Source organism: Psychrobacillus mangrovi (assembly GCF_037104765.1).
In the GTDB taxonomy this organism is placed as follows: domain Bacteria; phylum Bacillota; class Bacilli; order Bacillales_A; family Planococcaceae; genus Psychrobacillus; species Psychrobacillus mangrovi.
Genome location: NZ_JBAWSY010000007.1, coordinates 59653 through 79928 on the forward strand (window position 1 = coordinate 59653; position 20276 = coordinate 79928).

19 protein-coding genes, 1 riboswitch and 1 other annotated feature are annotated in these 20276 nt (G+C 35.4%); of the genes, 6 read left to right on the plus strand and 13 right to left on the minus strand.

The features are described 5' to 3' along the window. Positions 1 to 59: 59 nt before the first annotated feature. Both WAX74_RS11315 and WAX74_RS11320 read right to left on the minus strand, forming a co-directional pair. On the minus strand, positions 60 to 632 hold the full coding sequence (locus tag WAX74_RS11315; protein WP_336497769.1) for a VanZ family protein: 573 nt from the start codon (positions 630 to 632) through the stop codon (positions 60 to 62). 55 nt (positions 633 to 687) lie between these two features. Further along, entirely contained in the window at positions 688 to 1410 is a 723-nt protein-coding gene (locus tag WAX74_RS11320) for an AAA family ATPase (protein ID WP_336497770.1), read from the minus strand. A 56-nt stretch (positions 1411 to 1466) separates the two neighbouring features. Between WAX74_RS11320 and WAX74_RS11325 the strand changes: the two genes are divergently transcribed. The 4 genes from WAX74_RS11325 to WAX74_RS11340 all read left to right on the plus strand — a co-directional run bounded on the left by WAX74_RS11325 (position 1467) and on the right by WAX74_RS11340 (position 3790). Further along, positions 1467 to 1664 carry a hypothetical protein gene (locus WAX74_RS11325; protein ID WP_336497771.1) on the plus strand — a complete coding sequence of 66 codons (198 nt, stop codon included), beginning with the start codon at positions 1467 to 1469 and terminating at the stop codon, positions 1662 to 1664. Positions 1665 to 1766: 102 nt separating this feature from the next. Further along, the gene (locus tag WAX74_RS11330; RefSeq protein WP_336497772.1) at positions 1767 to 1964 is read left to right on the plus strand and encodes a hypothetical protein; all 198 of its coding nucleotides are present in this window, start codon (positions 1767 to 1769) and stop codon (positions 1962 to 1964) included. A 173-nt stretch (positions 1965 to 2137) separates the two neighbouring features. Further along, complete coding sequence (locus WAX74_RS11335; RefSeq protein WP_413788958.1) at positions 2138 to 2917, plus strand: DUF2935 domain-containing protein; 780 nt, start codon at positions 2138 to 2140, stop codon at positions 2915 to 2917. 96 nt (positions 2918 to 3013) lie between these two features. Next, positions 3014 to 3790 carry an HAD family hydrolase gene (locus WAX74_RS11340; protein ID WP_336497774.1) on the plus strand — a complete coding sequence of 259 codons (777 nt, stop codon included), beginning with the start codon at positions 3014 to 3016 and terminating at the stop codon, positions 3788 to 3790. Positions 3791 to 4468: 678 nt separating this feature from the next. On the opposite strand, the gene serA is transcribed toward WAX74_RS11340, so the two are convergent. Beyond that, positions 4469 to 6055: a phosphoglycerate dehydrogenase gene (serA, locus tag WAX74_RS11345; protein ID WP_336497775.1), complete on the minus strand. Its 1587-nt coding sequence runs from the start codon at positions 6053 to 6055 to the stop codon at positions 4469 to 4471. 106 nt (positions 6056 to 6161) lie between these two features. Next, positions 6162 to 6389 (minus strand) — a binding site (T-box leader). A gap of 380 nt (positions 6390 to 6769) precedes the next feature. Between serA and WAX74_RS11350 the strand changes: the two genes are divergently transcribed. Then, positions 6770 to 8134 carry an aspartate kinase gene (locus WAX74_RS11350; protein ID WP_336497776.1) on the plus strand — a complete coding sequence of 455 codons (1365 nt, stop codon included), beginning with the start codon at positions 6770 to 6772 and terminating at the stop codon, positions 8132 to 8134. A 44-nt stretch (positions 8135 to 8178) separates the two neighbouring features. Here the strand turns inward: WAX74_RS11350 and WAX74_RS21000 are convergent, their stop codons facing one another. From WAX74_RS21000 to WAX74_RS11380, 5 genes are all read right to left on the minus strand, one after another. Next, a complete protein-coding gene (locus WAX74_RS21000; protein WP_413788959.1) occupies positions 8179 to 9156 on the minus strand; it encodes a GNAT family N-acetyltransferase in 978 nt (325 codons plus the stop codon). A gap of 406 nt (positions 9157 to 9562) precedes the next feature. After that, complete coding sequence (locus WAX74_RS11365; protein ID WP_336497777.1) at positions 9563 to 10840, minus strand: MDR family MFS transporter; 1278 nt, start codon at positions 10838 to 10840, stop codon at positions 9563 to 9565. A 120-nt stretch (positions 10841 to 10960) separates the two neighbouring features. Beyond that, a complete protein-coding gene (locus WAX74_RS11370; protein WP_336497778.1) occupies positions 10961 to 11308 on the minus strand; it encodes a YbjQ family protein in 348 nt (115 codons plus the stop codon). 76 nt (positions 11309 to 11384) lie between these two features. Then, a complete protein-coding gene (locus WAX74_RS11375; RefSeq protein ID WP_336497779.1) occupies positions 11385 to 12671 on the minus strand; it encodes a globin-coupled sensor protein in 1287 nt (428 codons plus the stop codon). Between the two features lie 165 nt (positions 12672 to 12836). Continuing rightward, entirely contained in the window at positions 12837 to 14594 is a 1758-nt protein-coding gene (locus WAX74_RS11380; protein ID WP_336497780.1) for an extracellular catalytic domain type 1 short-chain-length polyhydroxyalkanoate depolymerase, read from the minus strand. A gap of 375 nt (positions 14595 to 14969) precedes the next feature. Here WAX74_RS11380 and WAX74_RS11385 point away from each other — a divergent pair, with 375 nt between their 5' ends. After that, on the plus strand, positions 14970 to 15482 hold the full coding sequence (locus tag WAX74_RS11385; protein WP_336497782.1) for a hypothetical protein: 513 nt from the start codon (positions 14970 to 14972) through the stop codon (positions 15480 to 15482). A gap of 131 nt (positions 15483 to 15613) precedes the next feature. Here the strand turns inward: WAX74_RS11385 and WAX74_RS11390 are convergent, their stop codons facing one another. The 5 genes from WAX74_RS11390 to WAX74_RS11410 form a co-directional block, all read right to left on the minus strand. Further along, a complete protein-coding gene (locus tag WAX74_RS11390) occupies positions 15614 to 16894 on the minus strand; it encodes a nucleobase:cation symporter-2 family protein (protein ID WP_413788960.1) in 1281 nt (426 codons plus the stop codon). After that, positions 16891 to 17478, minus strand: coding sequence for a xanthine phosphoribosyltransferase (locus WAX74_RS11395; protein ID WP_336497887.1), 588 nt, complete (start codon positions 17476 to 17478; stop codon positions 16891 to 16893). The genes WAX74_RS11390 and WAX74_RS11395 overlap by 4 nt, the downstream gene beginning before the upstream one ends. Positions 17479 to 17625: 147 nt before the next feature. Beyond that, a riboswitch (purine riboswitch) is annotated at positions 17626 to 17727 on the minus strand. A 91-nt stretch (positions 17728 to 17818) separates the two neighbouring features. Further along, positions 17819 to 18112: a hypothetical protein gene (locus tag WAX74_RS11400; protein ID WP_336497783.1), complete on the minus strand. Its 294-nt coding sequence runs from the start codon at positions 18110 to 18112 to the stop codon at positions 17819 to 17821. A gap of 139 nt (positions 18113 to 18251) precedes the next feature. Next, positions 18252 to 19160 (minus strand): methyl-accepting chemotaxis protein, encoded by a 909-nt coding sequence (locus WAX74_RS11405; protein WP_336497784.1) that lies wholly within the window; start codon positions 19158 to 19160, stop codon positions 18252 to 18254. Between the two features lie 26 nt (positions 19161 to 19186). Next, on the minus strand, positions 19187 to 20275 hold the full coding sequence (locus tag WAX74_RS11410; RefSeq protein ID WP_336497785.1) for an NAD(P)/FAD-dependent oxidoreductase: 1089 nt from the start codon (positions 20273 to 20275) through the stop codon (positions 19187 to 19189). Position 20276 lies beyond the last annotated feature (1 nt).

The following is a 20276-nucleotide window of genomic DNA, read 5'->3' on the forward strand; positions in this document are numbered from 1 at the left end:
TTACGCTCCTTGCATTTTGTTTCCGTAATATATTTACCCGATACTTAGATTTATAAACTTTATTCCTTCATTTTTTTAAATGCCAAAGTGAATGATGGATATTTCCTATTGATTACTAAATAGCATATATAGCCAAGTAATGTTCCAAGTGTATTTAACCATAAATCATCTACATCACTACTTCTATTTTGGGGAAGTTGCATTATTTCAATAAAAAGGGAAACCAATAAACCTATGACTACAGTGTAAGGGAAATCCTCCATTCTTCTAGAAAGAAGGGGAAGGAGAAATCCGATGGGCATGAAAAGAATAATATTCCCTAAAAAATTAATATAAAACGGTTGCCAAAATCCTAAATATTTTATTGCATTGTAAGTCTCTTTGATAACCCGAAATAAATCTAAGTTCACATTCGTTAGCGAGGGTTGCATCAATCCATATCTCGGAATAATGGTTTGTGAAAACAAACCAATGAGCACTAATACAAGCAGAAATATTCCCAACTCATGTAAGCTTTCTTTTAGCTTAAAGCCCCTTTTTCTCCAACGACTAAAACGCCAAACAAAAACAAATGGAAGTGCTACACAGACGAAAAAAAGCATATCATCTAAATAATGAAATATTATGTTCATTTTTTTCACTCCCAATACAAGATAGAACGATTTTAAGTAAATTAAAGTTTCATTTTCAATCGTCTTCTAGTAACTCTTTTAAAAATTTCTCGCGATGGTCTAAAAAGTATTTTGTTATTTGATAATGGCTCGTCATTTCATATTCTATTTCTTCAATCTTGCCATTATCAAAACTTAGGATTGTCGCATTTGGATAGCCTAAAATAATAGGTGAATGTGTTGCAATAATGAATTGGCAATCCTCCTCAATTACTAAATCATGTATTATTTTCAAAAAAGAAAGCTGTCTTTGAGCTGAAAGTGCAGCTTCCGGCTCATCTAGTAAATAAATAGCTCTTCCATTAAATCTATTTAAAAATAACGACAGAAATGATTCTCCATGAGATTGTTTGTGAAGAGACTTGCCTCCGTAATTTTTAATACTACCTGGCTCTAGTCTTTCCATCTCATCAATATGCGATGCAAATTGATAAAAAGATTCGGCACGTAGAAAAAAGCCATTTGTAATTTTCGGCATCCATGATAAACGTATGTATTTCCCCAATGCACTTTCCGATGCATCTACTTCATACACATTGTTTCTGCTTCCTCCAGCTGTATTAAACTCACAGTTATCAGCAATCCCTTCCAATAAAGTAGATTTACCTGTCCCATTTTCACCAACTAAAAAGGTAACATTATTTGTTAATTCTAATTCTTTTAAATGTTTTATAGTTGGAATCGAAAATGGATAGCCCTCTTCGTGATCTCGTGAAATTGTAATTTTCTTCAAAAACATATACAGTTCCCCCACTCATATAAAATGAACGATTATAACAGGAAAGGTGAGAAAAAATGGGTTTACCTATCCATATTGAAACAAAGTTTATTCGTTCACCAAAAGTAAAAGTATCTTATCCTATTGTAACGAAATTACCTCTTCCGCATATAGAAAGAAAGATAAATAATGAAATTATTTCTAATTTGAACAACATGTTGATAGAGGAAGGATTTTATAATAAGAACTTAATGGAAATGATCGGTCATTACTAAGTAAAAACGAATGAACGTGGAATTTTAAGTTTATCCTTATCAGTTTATTCATATACTGGTGGCGCTCATGGATTAACTATTATTCAGTCATTAACTTTTGATGTGACGACAGGAAAATTAGTTGAATTAAAGGATTTATTTGAACCAAATAGCCAATACGTAAAAATTTTGTCAGAAATAATTGATAAGAAAATCGCAGAATGGGAAGTCCCTGTTTTAGAGGAGTTTAAAGAGATTCGTATGGATCAATATTTTTACCTAGCGGACCATAATTATTGTTATTTATTTTCAAGTTTATGAATTAACACCATACGAATATGGCTTTCCATACTTCCCCATCGCTATAAATGATATAGAGGAAATTATTCTTCCTGGTGGACTTCTTGATAAATTGCGCATTTCTTGTCATTTTATCATTTTTTTCATCGGTACGAATACAATAAGAAAAAGGAGTGATTTCAGTCAATTTATTTGTGACAAGGTCGTTAGATGAGATTCGTTTTTGGTCAAGGATAATGAAAGAGCATGCTTTGTTTTTAAGTTTGGGATTCAGTTTTGACGACAAAAAATTAATTCAAGAAGCACTGCAATTTGTTTCATTATTCGAGAAGATCGAAGAACAACTAAGTACCTATTCTCCACAATCTGATCCAGAAGAAATACGAAGATTTAATATTCAAGTGTATCAAGCAGCTACTGCGATATGGGCTTATAAAAGAAAAGTACTAGGACTTATATTACGTTGTGAAATTAGATCAAATAACTATGCATTATTAGTGGATCATACAAGTAGAGAAGCAGCTTATTTTGTTAACCGATTAAAAGAGCTCAATGCAGGAAAGCTCGAACCTACACCTGATGACATTATTAAGGAAAATGTTTTCTTCTTAAAAATTATGGCAGACCATTCTAAATTCATCGGCCACCTTTTGGACCCTTCCGAAAGAAAGCTAGTAGACCAAGCTCGAGAGTTCAGTCATGATTTTGACCAGCTTCTTTTTCAGGCACTCGATTTAGATTCAATGCGTCCACAATCAGAAACCGTACCTATGTTGGATCAATTTTTGGATCAAAATCGTGTATCTGTTGTATCCCTTAGAGATTTTAAAAAATCAGCAAGAGACCTAATAGAAGCTTGTCGTATTAAAAGCAATATTCACCCTCTATTGGCTGATCATGTTTTCAGAGAGGCAGAAAGATTCCTTCATATTATAGATATGTTTGAAGATACTCTTATTTCTAACAACAATTAATTATTTTAAATTGAAATTCATACGGTAACTCTAGTGACAGTCTTCCTTCACTGAGGTAAAGTAAATAGATAAGAAAGTGAAGGGAGTATTTAATAAATGAAGGCTATTTTTTTTGATTTAGATGATACTTTATTATGGGATAAAAAAAGTGTTGAAACTGCTTTTCATAAAACTTGTGAATTTGCAGCGAAGAAAGTTGACATTGACCCAATAGCTTTAGAGCAGGCAGTTCGAGATGAAGCAGCCAAATTATACGATACATACGAAACACGTCCATTTACGCAAATGATTGGAATAAACCCTTTTGAAGGATTATGGGGAACATTCGATGATCCATCTGAAGATTTTCAAAAGATGAAAACAATCGCGCCAGTCTATCAGCGTAAAGCCTGGACAATAGGATTACACAATTTAGGAATTGATGACGAAATGCTTGGAAAAGAATTAGCAGAGTACTTCCCAAAAATGCGAAAAGAAAGTCCTTTTGTTTACGAAGAAACTTTTAAAGTTTTAGACCTTTTAAAAGATAATTACATTCTTCTCTTAATAACAAATGGATCGCCGAGCTTACAAAATACGAAGCTGGAAATTACTCCTGAGATAGCACCTTACTTTGACCACATTATTATCTCCGGTGCATTTGGTAAAGGAAAACCAGACTCATCCATTTTTGAACATGCATTAGAAGTTGCTGGTGTTAGTAAGGATGAAGCATTAATGGTAGGAGATAACCTAATGACGGATATCCTCGGTTCCTCTAAAATAGGTATGAAATCAGTTTGGATTAACAGAGAAGACAAACCACAAAATGAAGAAGTAAAGCCTACTTATACGATTAAAAACTTACAAGAGTTATTCACAATCTTAGGATAATAGAATAAAAGCTAACACTGAGGACACTGAAAAATCTTTAAGGTATCTCTAGCGAGTATGTGAACGAAATGTCGTTTACATACTCGCTTTTTGTCTGTTCCCCGTTGATTTCCGTTTAAGACGGACGCTTTCCGCCGGCATGGCTTCAGCCGCTTCCTTCGCTTCGCTCAGTCCAGGGTCTTCAGCTCATGCTATTCCGGCAGGAGTCGCCGCCTAAAACGAAAATCAACTAGTGTATGCTTACAATTAAGCCTATCTTATATCGAAGTTGTATTATAAATTAATGTAGAAGCCAGGTAGTTGCTCCCCTTGAATTCAACTCATGAAAACTTCAATTTAAGATCATACATTGCGATTTACGATATTGTTAATCCCAGAGATCCTTTGCTGCGTCAAAACTATGATATGGTAAATTTTCCACTTATATTGGTAGAGATATGGCACCTGCCAAAGTTCCGTATTGCGTCTAAAAGACGAGGGTCTATTTAATATGCTTATCAGAATAAAATAAAATAAGTAAGAAATAGACAAAGAAATAAGGCACAATTTGTTCAAAATTGAACAGATTGTGCCTTATTTCTTTTCAAAAAAACAATTAAGTCTTTTATAACGTAAGTTTTTCTGTGACCTCTATATCAATAGGGCCAACTTTTAATTATAGTGATTGTTAAATGTGGATTAAAGATCAATTGTTGTTGCATCCGAAATATCTTCTAGTTGTTTTAACTGCTCGATTCCTGATTCCTCGACATGTTTGTCAATAGAAAGCATCATGATTGCGTCTCCACCCACTTCAGAACGGCCAACCTGCATTGTTGCGATATTGACACCTTCACCAGCTAAAAGTGTTCCTACGCGACCGATTGCTCCTGGTTGGTCTTTATGGCGGATAAATAATAAATGACCTTCTGGCACTACGTCAACGATAAAGTCGTCTACTCGTAATATACGTGGTCCTAATCCATTTAATAGTGTTCCTGCCACTTTTCTTGTTGCTGAAGCAGTTTTAACTTCAACGGTGATTAAGCTTGTAAATCCTTTTGCTTTAGTTGTTTTTAATTCATTTACTATAATCCCAATGCGATCTGCATGGAATTTTGCATTTACATCATTGATAGACTCGCCTAGCTTGCTTTTTAATAGACCCTTTACAGCATTTCGAGACAATGGTCGCACGTCGATATTAGAAAGTTCACCTGAATACGTAATGTTCACTTCTTCTGGAACTCCGTCTGTCAAATCGCTTAAGAATGAACCTAGTTTCTCAACAAGGTTAAAGTATGGCTCTATTTTAGCTAACACATCTTTTGGTACGGATGAAAGGTTAACTGGATTTTTTACTACCCCATCTTTTAAAAAGCTTACAACATCATGCGAAACGTCGATCGCTACGATTTCTTGAGCTTCCACAGTACTTGCTCCTAAGTGAGGTGTCGCAATAACCTGTGGTAAAGTCAATAATCGATGATCAACAAAAGGTTCTTCTTCGAATACGTCTAGTGCTGCACCTGCAACTTTCCCAGAGACAATCGCATCGTATAATGCATCTTCGTCTATAATTCCACCGCGCGCACAGTTTACGATTTGAACGCCATCTTTCATTTTTTCAAACGCTTCTTTATTAATTATATGACGAGTTTCTTTTAATAATGGTGTATGCACTGTAATGAAGTCTGCTGCTTTAATAACATCTTCAATAGTTCCAAATTGTACACCTAGTTTTTCCGCTTTTTCAGGAGTTAAGAATGGATCATAAGCAATCACATTCATACGTTGTCCTTTTGCACGAGCAGCAACCTCTGCCCCAATTCTACCTAGCCCTACAACACCTAGTGTTTTATTTTTAACTTCTACCCCAATAAATGATTTGCGGTCCCATTTTTGATTTTTCAATGCATGGAATGCTTGCGGGATATTACGTGCCAGTGACATCAACATGGCAATTGTGTGTTCAGCAGCAGAGTTTGTATTTCCATCTGGAGCATTAACAACGATAATCCCACGTTCAGTAGCTGCTGTTAAATCAATATTATCTACCCCAACACCTGCACGACCAATAATCTTTAAGTTTGTGCCTTTTTCAATAATTTCACGCGTTACTTGAGTTTGGCTACGCACAAGCAGTGCATCGAATTCACCGATTCTCTCTCCAAGTTGCTCTGGAGTCAAGTCTGTATCAACTACAATATTAAATCCTTCTGCCTGTCTTAAAGGATAAATCCCATCTTCGCTAAGTGGATCACTGATTAAAATATTATATGCCATTTTTATATTCTCCTTCTATTGTTTATATTTTTTTGTCTTGGAAATGTTATCGTTTCTACTGTCCTCCTTTTATAAAAACAAAAAAAGCCCTCCCCCCCTACAAAATGTAAGGGGCGAAGAGCTTGTATAAACTCACGCGGTACCACCCAAATTTACTGCATAAATGCAGCCTCTTAGTTAAATGCTTAACGCGCATGACACGAATGAACCTACTATATTGTTCAGTTCACCAATTCAAGAGTGCTACTTTACAATAGAAACCACTGATTTGCACCATCCATCAGCTCTCTTTAGATTCCATAAAAGTAAAGCTTATCTCTGTCAAAATTGTTTAAGTTGTATTGGATTAAACCCATCATACTCACACTCTTTTCAATTGTCAATATAGTTAAAAAATTTGAAAACGCTATCATTTTAAAACTTCTTAAAAAAAGCTTGATTTGACGCTACTTAGTTCAATAAAAAAAATAACAAAAAAATTATCATTCGTGTTTATTGGTGTTTAATAACTAATTATATTTATTATTACGACTAAATTATATAAATATACGAACTTTATTAAATAATTTAATTAAATCATTCACTTTAAAATAAAATAAGTTATACTTAATGCAACAAATATATTGACGTTTTACAATATAATTTGTACACTGTATAAAATCATTTGTTTTTTCTGGAAATACAATATAACTTAATAAGTAAGGATATGATGATATGAAAGTAAGTAAATTTGGGGGAACTTCTGTCGCAAGTGCAGAACAGATTAAAAAAGTGGCTTCAATCGTCCAGTCGGATCCAACTAGGAAATTTATAGTTGTTTCAGCACCAGGAAAGCGTTTTGATTCAGATAAAAAAGTTACGGATTTACTGATAGATCTAGCAACAGTAGCATTAAACAACATGGAAGTAGAAACACAACTTCAACTTGTGCTAGATCGGTATAAAGAAATTGCAAAAGGTCTTGGCCTAGAACAACCAATATGCGATGTAATCGAAGAAGATTTGCGTCAACGTGTGTTAATAGACAAATCAGACAAAGAATTCTTTATAGACAATATTAAAGCTAGTGGTGAGGATAACAATGCAAAGCTTATTTCTACATACTTTACAAGCATCGGACTCCCTGCTCAATATGTTAGCCCTAAAACTGCTGGACTTGTAGTAAATAATTATCCAGAACGTGCACTTGCTCTACCAGAAGCGTACGAAAACTTAAGCAAATTAAATGATATAAATGAAATAGTAGTATTCCCAGGATTCTTCGGATTTACGGCGGATGGTCTATTACGTACATTTGATCGTGGAGGATCTGATATTACTGGATCTATCTTAGCAGCAGCTGTTCATGCAAGCCTTTATGAAAACTTTACAGATGTCGATTCTGTATTTTGTGCAAACCCTAGAGTTGTAAACGACCCAATGGAAATCGAAGAAATAACCTATCGAGAAATGCGTGAACTTTCCTACGCTGGATTTTCCGTTTTCCATGATGAGGCTTTAATGCCGGTCTATAAAGCTGGTATACCTGTTTGTATCAAAAACACGAATAATCCATCTGCTACCGGAACAAAGATTGTTTCTATTAGAAAAGGTAAGCATCGACCAATTACTGGAATATCTGCAGATAGCGGATTTTCAATTTTATACGTGAGCAAATATTTGATGAACCGAGAAATCGGATTTGGAAGAAAATTACTTCAAATTTTAGAAGAAGAAAACATTTCGTATGAACATACACCGTCTGGATTAGATGATATCTCGGTTATTTTTCGAAGTCATCAGTTAACTACTGAAAATGAAACACGAATTATTAAACGTGTGAAAGAAGAACTGCATGCAGAAGATGTCCATTTCCGACATGAGTTTTCTATGATTGTTCTTGTAGGAGAAGGAATGAATAACAACACCGGACTTGCCGCACGTGCTGCCACTGCTATTTCAAGAACAGGGGCGAACATTGAAATGATAAATCAAGGGTCCTCTGAAGTGAGCTTGTCTTTTGGTGTTCATAGAAGTAACGAAAATAAGATTTTACAAGAACTTTATAAAGAATTTTTCGCAGCCGTTACGGTAGGTTAATCAAAATAAAGCATCCTAATATCAGTTAGGATGCTTTTTCTAATTCAAAGAGCCTTCATTCGTTTTAAATCTGAATTTTTGACGTAATGAACAAGGGTCATTTTATCATTTACTTTCCATCTATCTACAGTTAAAATATACCCCATCTTTTCATATAAATAGCAGTTTCTTTTCTCCTCTAGAATCGTGTCGAGCTCCCAGCTGCTTGCTTCTGGATACATCGTTTCTAATCGACTCATTACTTTTTGAGCTATTCCCTTCCCTTGAAAGTCTTCTAAAATGTTAATCATATGTAGTCGCATAACTCCAGGGAACTTTTTATATACATGGACACTCCCAGCTAACAAATCATCCTGATAGATTTTAAAGTAGTCTCCTGTTCCTAAACGTTCTGTAAATCTTTCAAAGGTCTGTAACACAGGACTTGTTTCATGGTCTTCATATTTTTCATAAAGTGGTGTAAAAACTTTTTTCTGTAATTCAAATAGCTCCAATGCATCTTTAGGTGTCGCCTTCTTCAAGGAAATTTTTGACTGAATAATTTCAAATAATGATTTAAGTATAGAATAAGGAATAAATTCTCCGCTTTCGACAAGTTCAAATATCTCTTCCATAGTAGCCCATTTGGCATTTGCAACTTCTTCATATTGCAGGCTTAAGCTTTCAATATCAATGTTTTGTCTAACTAAGAGATGATCATCAAACCCTCTCGAAAATTTTATGGTAAACAACACTTCACATCGTTCCACTTGCAAATCAATTCCAAGCTCTTCTTTCGTTTCTCGTATTGCAGCTATTTCACTATTCTCCCCAGCAAGTGCAGAACCAGCTGCAGCACAATCCCACATATTGGCCCATCCCGTTTTCCACGGTTGCCGCTGCTGAATTAATAATTCACCTTTATCATTCATTATCCAAACATGAACTACTGAATGAAAATCTCCTTCTTGCATATTCTCGCCTCTTATATGCGTCTTTCCTGTCTTCTCTCGTCTATCATTATAAATATCCCAAACTTCCATTCTCTCACCCTCTCGCATAAAATTAGATTGAAATAGTATAGCATGTGTTTATCAGTGTAGTATATTAGATTATTGACTTTTTATAAAAATTATGAGACAATATAGTTTGTTAACATTTTTGGTAGTGCATAAATCAAGAAATTTGGCATTCTGCTTTATGTGTTTTTGATTATACTTATTCACACTGGAGCGACTACAGGGTCGCAAGGACGTAAAAGCAGGTAGGGTTTACGTTGCTTAGGTTAGAAGGCAACCAGTGGAACAATTTACCGCGGCATTGAAAGCTGAGGCTTTCATGGAGATTCTTCCCCAATGTTTTGGGATGAAAATTAAATTCAAAATTTTATGTGTTACCATATACACAAATCAAGGGATGATCTCATATGAGATCATCCCTTGTCCAATTTTATACACTTATTTCTTTTTGCCTTTTGCTATATTCCTTAAATGTCATCAGATAAATTACTCCACTTAGAACTGCTAAAATGGCTAAAATAACAAAAGTCCATGTAAAACCGATCCACGCCACTAACGGGAAAACTAATGGCGCAATCGTTCGTCCAATAGTGTAACGTAAACTAGCCGCCGCAAAATATTGACCGCGCATGTCTTCTGGTGCCAGTTTAGATACAAAGCTTTCTTGTAATCCTACTGTCATTAATTCTCCTAAAGTGAATACGGCCATCGCAAAAAGGAATACCCAAAAATTTGCTGTGAGCGGAAAAATCAGCATAGCAACTGCATACATAATAGAGGATAAAAAGAATACGCTTTTCTCCGGATATTTCGTCATCCATTTAGTGACGAAAACAGTGAACAGCACAACTAATAATCCATTCTCCGATAAAAGTATACCAAATGAACCTTCTCCGGTGACTGTCCATTCTCTACCAAATAAATTACCGAGAACTTGAACATCAATCGCATCTTTCATATAAACAGGTATCAACATATCTAATTGCATATACGTTTGAGCAAGTAAAATGCCTGCAACGACAAAAAGAAAAAAGACTTTATCCTTAACTATTAAGCCATATGCTTTTATTTGATTGACAACTACTTGTATCCCACTATTATTCCCACTATTCTTAAGCTGTTCTCGTACTTCTGCAGGGAGCGTTTCCTCTGTTAAAAATCTTATTGCTATTCCAACTAAGATAAATATAATTCCAGATACTAGTAATAAAGCAAATCGATATTGAAAGAATAAAACAGCCCCAACAATTGGTCCTATAACAACGGAAATATTGATGGACGTATAAAAGATTGAAAATACACTACTTCTTGCTTGTTCAGGTACTACATCTGCTACAATCGCCTGACTTGCCGGATGATAAAAGGAGCCTGCCATCCCTGCAATTGTAAACGCAATAAAACTAACGATCGGCGAATCCAGCCAAGGAGAATTAGCATAAGCAAATAATATAAACGCTATCCCTTCTATGGTAGCAGAGAAGAAAATCATTGTCCTTCTACCAAATCTGTCTGCACAATATCCACCTATTAAGTTAGCACCTACCGAAAAGACCTGTGAAACCACAAGCAATATCCCCGCCATACTCGTTCCAAATTCATCAGCAAAGTAAATTGCTAAAAACGGAAACACCATCCAAAAACTTAAATTACTAAAAAATTCCCCAAATAAACGTACTTTTAAAGCTCGATCCCAATCTCTTATTCTCATCTTCTGTTCCTCACATCTTGTGTCTGATACAATTCTACCATAATATTGAAATAGTAGAAATATTGTTTTTTAATTTCAGTAAGTGAGTCATTTAGTATAAAAATTAGAAAAGTCGTAAGCTCATAAAAGCTTACGACTTCTTATCAAAACATCTTCACGGTACGTAACAGCAGTTCCTGTGGCAACACACATCATCATGCCTTCACGAATTGTTTCAAAATCAAGATCAATCCCGATAACTACATTGGCACCTAATTTATTTGCAAGAACTTTCATATCTTCCAATGCAATTTGACGACCTTCTGATAATTTATTCTCATAAGATGAACTTCTTCCCCCAACAATATCTGTCACAGATGCAAATAGATCCCGAACTACGTTTGCACCCATAATTGCTTCTCCACTCACAATCCCATGATACGTTTCAATTGTTTTACCTTCTATTGTATCCGTTGTTGTTACTAGCATGTGCATTCCTCCCTCTACTATTTATTTTCACCATACAATATTATTTTAAAATAGCATTTCCCAACTTATTAACAATCTAGATTTGCTTAATAGTATTATCTAGTAGCTTTGCTGAATCTAAAATTTCAAGAGATGCATTTCCAATCGATTCAACAGCTGTAGTTAAGCTATTTATCTCTGTACCAACCACTTTTGATTCTGCAGCAACTTCTTTTATCATTAATGAAATATTAGAAAAAGCTTCTGCTGTTAGATTACTTTCTTCTAAGCCTAAATTAGCTAATTGTTGAATTCCCAAAATAGCATCCACAACTGTTCTTTGTGCCTCATTCGATTCTCCAACAAGTATATCTATTTGTTCCACTGAACTTTTTGTTTGTTCTGCTAGCTTTCGTACTTCCTCTGCAACAACTGCAAAACCCTTTCCATATTCACCAGCCCTTGCAGCTTCAATAGCAGAGTTCAAGGCAAGTAAATTTGTTTTATTTGCGATGTCTTTAACGATTTTCACCACAATAAGTATTTCTGTCGAAGTCTGATTTAATTTATCAATCATATTAGACATAGAAGAAGTTTTATCAAATATTTCTTGGGTGTTATTTGTTAATGATTCAATAGTTTGTTTACCTTTTTCAGCAGTACGAATTGTTTCAATAGAGGTTTCTATTCCATTCGTGACATCTTTCTTTAATGTGTTTGTAGTCCCTATCAGTTCTTCTACAGAGGTACTTGTATCAGAAGATTGATCTTCCAAAACATTTACAATACTTCCTAATGTATCTTTAATTTTCCCTCTAATCTCTTCTTGTTCTTCTCTTGATTTTTCTGCAGCATATCGATCATATTCTTCCACAACCAATTGCTGTTCATAGCTTATAATCTTACTAATTGCATCAATGAAAATACGCTCTTTTTGCTTTGTTAGGTCCTTTAATAGAATTTCCTGTATAAAGCTATTATGCAAATTATGACAAGCAGCTAAATACCATTTCGTTTCTAATCCAATATGTACATGCATTTTTGCTATTTTCTTTCTTCTAGTAATGTAATCATCGTCTATAACCCCATTAAACCATTCGGTTATGTGCTTTTGTAAGGTTTTTTCTAAACGCGCACGGGTGCTATTGGTACTTATTATTTCCACCAACTGAGGATTTTCCATTATGGAATCGTAGAAATAGCTTACTGCTTGGGAAATATAGTCTTCTAGATATAACTTCATTTCATTTAATGATTGAAGTACCTCCTTTGTTAATTTAATCAATTGAAGTTGACGCAAACTTTCTTCATCCACTACTGCCAATTCTCCTACAAAATCCTGCTTCACAGCTTCGACCTTTTTCCATTTATTAAAAAACATCATCACTTTCCTCTTCTCTAATGAAAATAGTAAAAAAGACTCTCTCATTATATATGCTAGCAAATTAACGTTGTAATTACAGTGACTTTTCTCACATATTTTTTATTATTCTTCAAAACTTAACAAAAAAACACGAAGGATTATAACCTTCGTGTTTTCGTAAATATCCTAATTGCTATTAATAATTAGTTTAGGTGCATAATCGACGGTTTCTCCTCCATAAAACTCTATGAAATTAGAGTTGAACCCTGCCGTAGTGTCAGCTTTTAATCGGATTTGTGTAGAACCGTTCAAGTTAATCTGAGACAAGTAATTACTTGGAATATTAATATCGATATATTCACCTTCTGCAGGCGTGACACTGCTTATATTAGATTGGGTAGCTGAATTGGCGTAATCTGATTGTTCGATAGTAGAACTACTTCCGAATACCCCAGTTTTAATGTCTAATCGGAGTAATGAAATTGTTCCTTGTTTCGACTTAGGGTATAAACGAATTTTAGCAGATTCTATAGGTTCAGCTATTATGCTTGTATCAAAGGATAGAATTCCTCTATACGTATCTATATTATACATTCCTTTATCGCCAACCTTTATCGTCGCATTGCTTTTACCATCTGCAGTGTACTTTCCTACATACCCATCTTCATTCCCAATGGATGATATTGTAGTCTCATTACCGGTGTCTCCTGTTTTAATAATATACACTTCAGTTTTGACCGATTCCGTGTTGCCATTATTGTCACGACTAAAGAATTTTAAAGTTGTGTTTTTTGTAAATGTAAGCGATTGCAAATATATTGTCGAGTTAATAGTTGGTTGAGTTCCATCTGTAGTAAAATAGGTAGTTCCTTGTTTATTAGAAAGAAGCTCTACACTCACAGAATCATTGTAAGTTCCACCACCTGGCGTTGCAGTTGTTATAGGTATGTCTACAGGGGGGTTTACTACTTCAGATTGAAAGAATTCCCACATCATTCGACTAGCATCAGGACCTTGAGGATCCGTATAGCTTCCTTGTGAACTTCCTCCAGACCATGCATGCCCCATATTTAGTATGTTTACTTTTTTCATCCAAACTTTTTCATCCTGTGCCTTATAATCATATACCGTATAGCTTTTTCCTGATGGAACTTGTAAATTCTGAGTGTTATCCGCTTGATCATCTAGCCAGCCTTCCGCCCCAGTCTTCGCTAGGCTATTTGTTACTGCCCATTGGGAAATGACTTGATCACCATTTACTTTATTAACTGTGTAGTCAGAAGTTCCATGAAAAACGATTACCTTCAATGGTTTAGCTCTACTTCCCATTGCGTTATAGGCATCTCTACCTCTTTGGATGGGATTTGGTCCACCACTAGACATTGCAGTAAATGCTTCGTTCATGCTAGTTGCCGCCTTATACTCTAAGCCTGCTCCAACTCCAATACCGGAAAAAATATCTGGGTACGTTGCGCCCATAATGACACTCATTGCAGCCCCAGCTGACAGTCCAGCAACATATACTTGATCATTCTGAATAGAATAATTCGATTTAATGGATTGCACCATGCCAGCTATTACGCTAGGCTCACCGCTTCCACGTGACTGATGGCTTGTTTCATACCAATTCCAGCATTTATTAGAGTTAGCGCTAGAGTTTTGCTCTGGATATAGCACAAGAAATCCCTTTTCCTCTGAAAGCGCATTCATTTTTGTCCCAGTTGAAAACTGAGTAGCATCCTGAGTACAACCATGTAACATAACGTATAGCGGGTAACTTTTACTAGAATCATATTGACTCGGCACATATAACTTATAGGTCTTTCCTCCATACGTTCCAGAGATAAAACCTCCTGATGCTTTTGTAATAGAAGGAATACCGACAATAGAACTAATTAACACTAGACAGAAAACAATTAGCCAAATTCTTTTGGTTCTTAACAATAAAACAACCCCTTTCCATTTTGTGTGACCAATCGTAAGGGATTAGAGTTACAAATTAGTTACAAAAAGCTTCAATCCCGAGACATCAGAAGATTAAATTTTATTATTTTTTTGTGGTTTATAATAAATTTAAGATAACCCCAACTAATGATTTATTAGGCTACAAATCTCCAAATAAACAAGGCAAATCGGCATCCCCCTTAGTCCTTCTAAAAACAATCCAATCAATCTGTTGTGAATTTGATTAGAATTTTTAGATATAGTACTAAATAGGTAATACTCTTTGTATAATAGTAAATATTCGGAAATTAAAAAGGGGATTTTGGAATGCTTTATAATACCGTTCTATTTTTGCACATTTTAGGAGCAATTTTTATGTTTATAGGTGTGGGAATTACACTGTCTGCTATGATTGGGATGTTATATTCTAAAAAGATTGATGCAATATTTAATTGGTCAATATTAGCTGTTAAAGCAGATGGACTCCTACCATTCAGTACAATTTTAATCTTATTACCTGGATTTTATTTAGTAATTACCTCGTGGGGATGGGGAACTGCTTGGATAAATATCTCACTTACAGCCCTTGTAGCGATGATTTTTTTGGGACCTATTATAAATTTACGTCGTTTAAAAGCAATTTTAGAAATCGCTAAAAATGAATATGAAGCAAATATAACAAACCCGAGTACAGAGTTAGTGGATAAGATAAGAGATCGAGTTTTGTGGAATTCTATTTCAACCATGACAATGCTTGCTTTTGCCATCGTCTTTTTAATGACCGTCAAACTAGAAATTCTTGGTTCTTTAATTACTATAGCGATCGCTTTTGTTTTAGGTTTTATTGTGCCTAAGTTATTACTAAAAACAACGAAACATCTAGCTTAAATGCAATAAACAATCCATAATAGTAGTAATCTAGCCAAGTACTTAGTTCTCATGTAGATAAATAAATGTCCCCTACTTTCTCTAAATGATTAGAAATAGTAGGAGACATTTTTTCGTAATTCCTCAAAAACTTATTGCTTAGCTACTTTTTTAGATGGAAGCATATTGAATAATATATTTAAAATAATTGCAGTCATACTTCCTGCCACAATACCATTACTTGTTAAGATTTGAATGCTAGTTGGAAGTGCACCAAATAAATCAGGTACAACTGTAACCCCTAAGCCTATACCAATAGAACATGCAATAATCATAGAGTTTTCCTGAGATTCTGTAATGATTGTACTAAGCATTTTAATTCCTTGCGCTACAATCATACCAAACATCGCAATCATCGCTCCACCTAAAACAGATGTAGGAATAATCGTTGTAAGCGCAGCAATTTTTGGAATAAAACCAAGTGCAATCAGCATCCCTCCAGTGATATAAATAACGTTTTTCGTTTTCACACCAGAGATTTGCAGTAGGCCAACGTTTTGTGAAAATGTTGTATATGGGAATGAATTGAAAATACCCCCAAGTAAAACGGCGATTCCTTCCGCACGATAACCTTTAGTTAAATCTTCTTTTTTGATTTTTTTATCAAGAATATCACCAAGTGCAAAATATACACCTGTAGACTCAACTAAAGAAACGATCGCCACTAAAGTCATTGTAATAATTGGGGACCATTCAAAAGTCGGTGTTCCAAAGTAAAATGGTTGTATCATATGGAAAATATCAGACTCCCTTACAGGAGTGAAATCCACTTTCCCCATAAATACTCCGGCAACTGTACCAGCAATAATACCTAGTAATATAGAAATAGCTTTTATAAATCCAGTAGCAAATCGATATAACAAGACGATGAAAATTAATGTTCCAAATGCTAATGAAATATTTGGAATCGATCCAAAATCGCTTGCTCCTTGCCCCCCACCCATATTATTGATTGCAACAGGGATTAAAGTTATCCCAATAATAGTCACGACAGAACCGGTTACAACTGGTGGGAAAAACTTAACAAGCTTTCCGAAAAAGCCGCTTATTACAATTACAACAAGTCCTGAAACAATAATAGCGCCATAAATGGACGATACCCCATATTCAGCACCGATCGCTATCATCGGGCCAACTGCAGTAAAAGTACAGCCTAAAACAACTGGTAGACCAATACCGAAAAAACGATTACTCATTACTTGTAAAATCGTAGCTACACCACACATTAATATATCTACTGCTACTAAATAGGTTAATTGCTCAGAATTAAGACCAATAGCTCCCCCTACTATAAGAGGTACAAGTATTGCTCCTGCATACATGGCAAGAAGATGTTGAATACCTAAAGCAGTATTTTGGATTGCGTTTTTCATCGAGTTGATGCCTCCTCAAAAAATTCCACTTTCCCATTTGCTAACGATTTAATATTAGCAAGAGAATCTACTCGGATCCCACGCTCTCGAATAATACCTCCACCTGTTTGGAAACCTTTTTCAATGACAATTCCAACACCAGCTGTCTTTGCATTAGCTTGTTCAACAATATCAAGTAAGCCTAGCACTGCTTGTCCATTCGCAAGGAAGTCGTCTATGATTAAAACAACATCATCACTAGATAGGAAGTTTTGTGAAATTGATATATCATTTGTTTCATTTTTCGTGAAAGAATGCACTTTTGACGTGTATAAATTGTCTGTAAGAGTTAAGGATTTACGTTTTCTAGCAAAAACAACAGGGACGCCAAGAGTCAAACCAGCGAACATCGAAGGAGCAATACCAGATGATTCAATCGTTACGATTTTAGTAATTCCTTCATCTTTATAACGAGTAGCAAACTCTTCTCCAATCGCTTGCATCAATTCTGGATCAATTTGATGATTTAAGAATGTATCTACCTTTAAGACATTTTCCGATAGAACTTTACCTTCTTGAGCAATCTTATCCTTTAATAATTTCATGTTAATTGAATCCCCTTCAAATGTATTTTTACTGAACACAAAAAAGCTCGAAGACATTAACCATCCATATCTGGAGTGGAATAATGTCATTCGAGCTTGAAAATTTCGAATAGAAATAATAGAAATATCGACAAATTGTCCTATTTCTACGATTTCACTTCCACTCATAGTCAGCTTATTTACGGTAAGCCGGTAGAAACTTGCAGGCCTTATTCCTGCGATTATACGAGTTAAATGCTATTAGAATATTTATCATTATAGCACGAAAGATATCAATTACAACGACCTAGAAATATATTTAATAATTCATAAAATTATGTAGAAAGTTGTCAAATCGAGATTACAAACTTCTTACTTTTAAAGACTTAAAGGTTTGTATAAAAGGATTCGGATCCTCCTGAATTTTATAGGAAAATACACCTTGATTTGTATGTAAATATAAAATACCTCCACCAAATGAAAAACTCTTATGGGAAACATCATGAACATGTTGAAGCTCAAACTGATGACGAGCCGACTTGATTCCTTCCATACTCAAATGAAGCTCATATTGAAGCTCAATCTGTTTCTGCTGAAAATAAAAATCTATTTGTCGTTCAATTTCAATATAAACAATCGAATGCTCACTCAACATTCATCCCTCCAATACCACTATTTAGTGTACCATGCCCCAAAGAAAATATTCAAAGCACCACCCCAAAGGTATCGAAATTATTACAGGAAGATTACTGGTGCCAGGCACCAGTAATCTTCCTGTAATCTATAGTTATAAGTTATATTAGTTTGATGAATTCGGCTGTTTGGGCTTCTAGCTTTTCGGAGGCTTTGGAGATGTCATTGAATTCTTCTAATGCAATTCGAATTTCCTCTTGGCTTTTTTCTATGCTTGCTTGTGATTTCCCATTACTGATTGTTACTTTATCGACTTCTTTTGTTATTCCATCGATATTCTCACGCACTTCTACGATGGATGCTTCCACTCTTGCTGCTAGCTTGCGAACTTCTTGAGCGACTACATTAAATCCTCTTCCATGTTCACCCGCACGAGCAGCTTCAATTGCAGCATTCAAAGCGAGTAGATTTGTTTGTGCAGCGATTTCTCGTATTGTTTGAACAATCCCTTTGATAGAATCCGCTTGCACTTGTAGATTACTTAACGTTACTGTGTTTTCACTAGAAACCGCAGCAATCTCATCAATTGTTTCTAATAATTCCTGGGATCTTTTAATACCTACTTCCGCACGAGTACTTAATTCTTCGGACATATCATTTAGCTCTTCTGTCACAGCCATAATGGTTTGATGGCGATCGGTTACATTTGTAGCTACTTTTGTAACACCTAGTACCGTGCCTCTTTCACCAAATACCGGCATATAGGTTGCTTCAAACATGATGCTATTGCCTTTTGCATCTTTACGTTCTACTTTGTTTTGAATCGTCTTCCCACCAAATAATTCTCTCCAAAATGTTTCATATTCTGGGCTTTTTGCAAACGTTGCAAAACAAAAATCCCGATGGTTCATTTTCATTACTTGATCTTTTGTATAACCCAATTCGTTAGCAAAGTTATCGTTTACATATGCTACATCCCGATTTAAATCAAAACGAATAATTGCTAAGTTTTTTTCTAAAGCATCCACCACTGCCATATCATTTACTTCTTCAACGTGTGAATAATTCATCCTATTTGCCCCCATACCTTTCTCAATTAAACTGGTGCATATGCAGTTAAATCCAGTTCTGTCTTTTCCCCTAATGCCAAACGAGCTAATTCTGCTCCAACGAATGGGCCTGCAGTTAATCCGGAAGCTCCTAATCCATTTGCAAAATAAATAGACTCAAACCCAGGTAAATTCCCAATAACGGGTAGAAACTCTGGTGTATAAGGTCTAAAGCCTACTCGCACTTCCTCGATTTTTGCTGTTCCCAAGGATTCTGCGATATAAGTGGCTTTTTCTAATAACTCTTCTTTCCCAGCCTCAGTCACAAGAACATCAAAACCTGTGTTTTCTTCGTACGTGGAACCAGCCACTACTTTTCCATGGTCAAACGTAAGCAAGTATTGGTTAGTTGGAGGAAGTACAACGGGCCAATTACCCGTTGCATCATTTTCTATTTTAAAATGCATGATTTGGGCTTTTTGAAAACTTACCTTCATATCAACCCCAAGTGTTAAAGGAAGTTCATTTCCCCAAGCACCAGCTGTTAAAATGACTGAATCTGCATCCATTTGTTTTCCGTCAACTAATAAAACCCCATTAGAAAATTCTGCATTACCGCTAATCACTTGTGCTCCTAGCTTTTGCGCCCCTTGAATTAATGCATTTCGCATTGCTCTTCCATCGACACGAGCTGCTCCTTCTACATATAACGAGGTAAAGTCCTCCGATATTAGTGGAAACATTTTTCTCGTCTCATCACTAGACAATATTTTTAACTCACCTATTTCAGGGGCATCCACTCTTTTTTCCGTTGCACGCTCGAGCATTTTTAGCAATTTTTTCTCATCATTTTGAAGTGCTATAGCTCCTACCTTTTTATAGCCAGTAGAAGTTTCCCCTAAGGCTTCCAACTCTCCAACAAGCTGCTCGTAATATCTGGCACCATTTTTTACAAGCTCGTACCATTTTTTATTTCTTCTTTGGGAAATCCACGGGCATATAATTCCTGCAGCTGCTTCAGATGCCTGTCCCACATCTTTACGATCGACGAGAATTACTTGCACATTATGTTTTGCAAGATGATAGGCAGTGGAAGCTCCTAAAATCCCACCACCTACAACAACATAAGAAGACACA

Excerpts from the sequence above, each read along its gene's own strand:
- WAX74_RS11315 (WP_336497769.1), bottom strand. The coding sequence starts at position 632 with ATGAACATAATATTTCATTATTTAGATGATATGCTTTTTTTCGTCTGT.
- WAX74_RS11320 (WP_336497770.1), bottom strand. The coding sequence starts at position 1,410 with ATGTTTTTGAAGAAAATTACAATTTCACGAGATCACGAAGAGGGCTAT.
- WAX74_RS11325 (WP_336497771.1), top strand. The coding sequence starts at position 1,467 with ATGGGTTTACCTATCCATATTGAAACAAAGTTTATTCGTTCACCAAAA.
- WAX74_RS11340 (WP_336497774.1), top strand. The coding sequence starts at position 3,014 with ATGAAGGCTATTTTTTTTGATTTAGATGATACTTTATTATGGGATAAA.
- serA (WP_336497775.1), bottom strand. The coding sequence starts at position 6,055 with ATGGCATATAATATTTTAATCAGTGATCCACTTAGCGAAGATGGGATT.
- WAX74_RS11350 (WP_336497776.1), top strand. The coding sequence starts at position 6,770 with ATGAAAGTAAGTAAATTTGGGGGAACTTCTGTCGCAAGTGCAGAACAG.
- WAX74_RS21000 (WP_413788959.1), bottom strand. The coding sequence starts at position 9,156 with ATGGAAGTTTGGGATATTTATAATGATAGACGAGAGAAGACAGGAAAG.
- WAX74_RS11365 (WP_336497777.1), bottom strand. The coding sequence starts at position 10,840 with ATGAGAATAAGAGATTGGGATCGAGCTTTAAAAGTACGTTTATTTGGG.
- WAX74_RS11370 (WP_336497778.1), bottom strand. The coding sequence starts at position 11,308 with ATGCTAGTAACAACAACGGATACAATAGAAGGTAAAACAATTGAAACG.
- WAX74_RS11375 (WP_336497779.1), bottom strand. The coding sequence starts at position 12,671 with ATGATGTTTTTTAATAAATGGAAAAAGGTCGAAGCTGTGAAGCAGGAT.
- WAX74_RS11385 (WP_336497782.1), top strand. The coding sequence starts at position 14,970 with ATGTTTATAGGTGTGGGAATTACACTGTCTGCTATGATTGGGATGTTA.
- WAX74_RS11390 (WP_413788960.1), bottom strand. The coding sequence starts at position 16,894 with ATGAAAAACGCAATCCAAAATACTGCTTTAGGTATTCAACATCTTCTT.
- WAX74_RS11395 (WP_336497887.1), bottom strand. The coding sequence starts at position 17,478 with ATGAAATTATTAAAGGATAAGATTGCTCAAGAAGGTAAAGTTCTATCG.
- WAX74_RS11400 (WP_336497783.1), bottom strand. The coding sequence starts at position 18,112 with ATGTTGAGTGAGCATTCGATTGTTTATATTGAAATTGAACGACAAATA.
- WAX74_RS11405 (WP_336497784.1), bottom strand. The coding sequence starts at position 19,160 with ATGAATTATTCACACGTTGAAGAAGTAAATGATATGGCAGTGGTGGAT.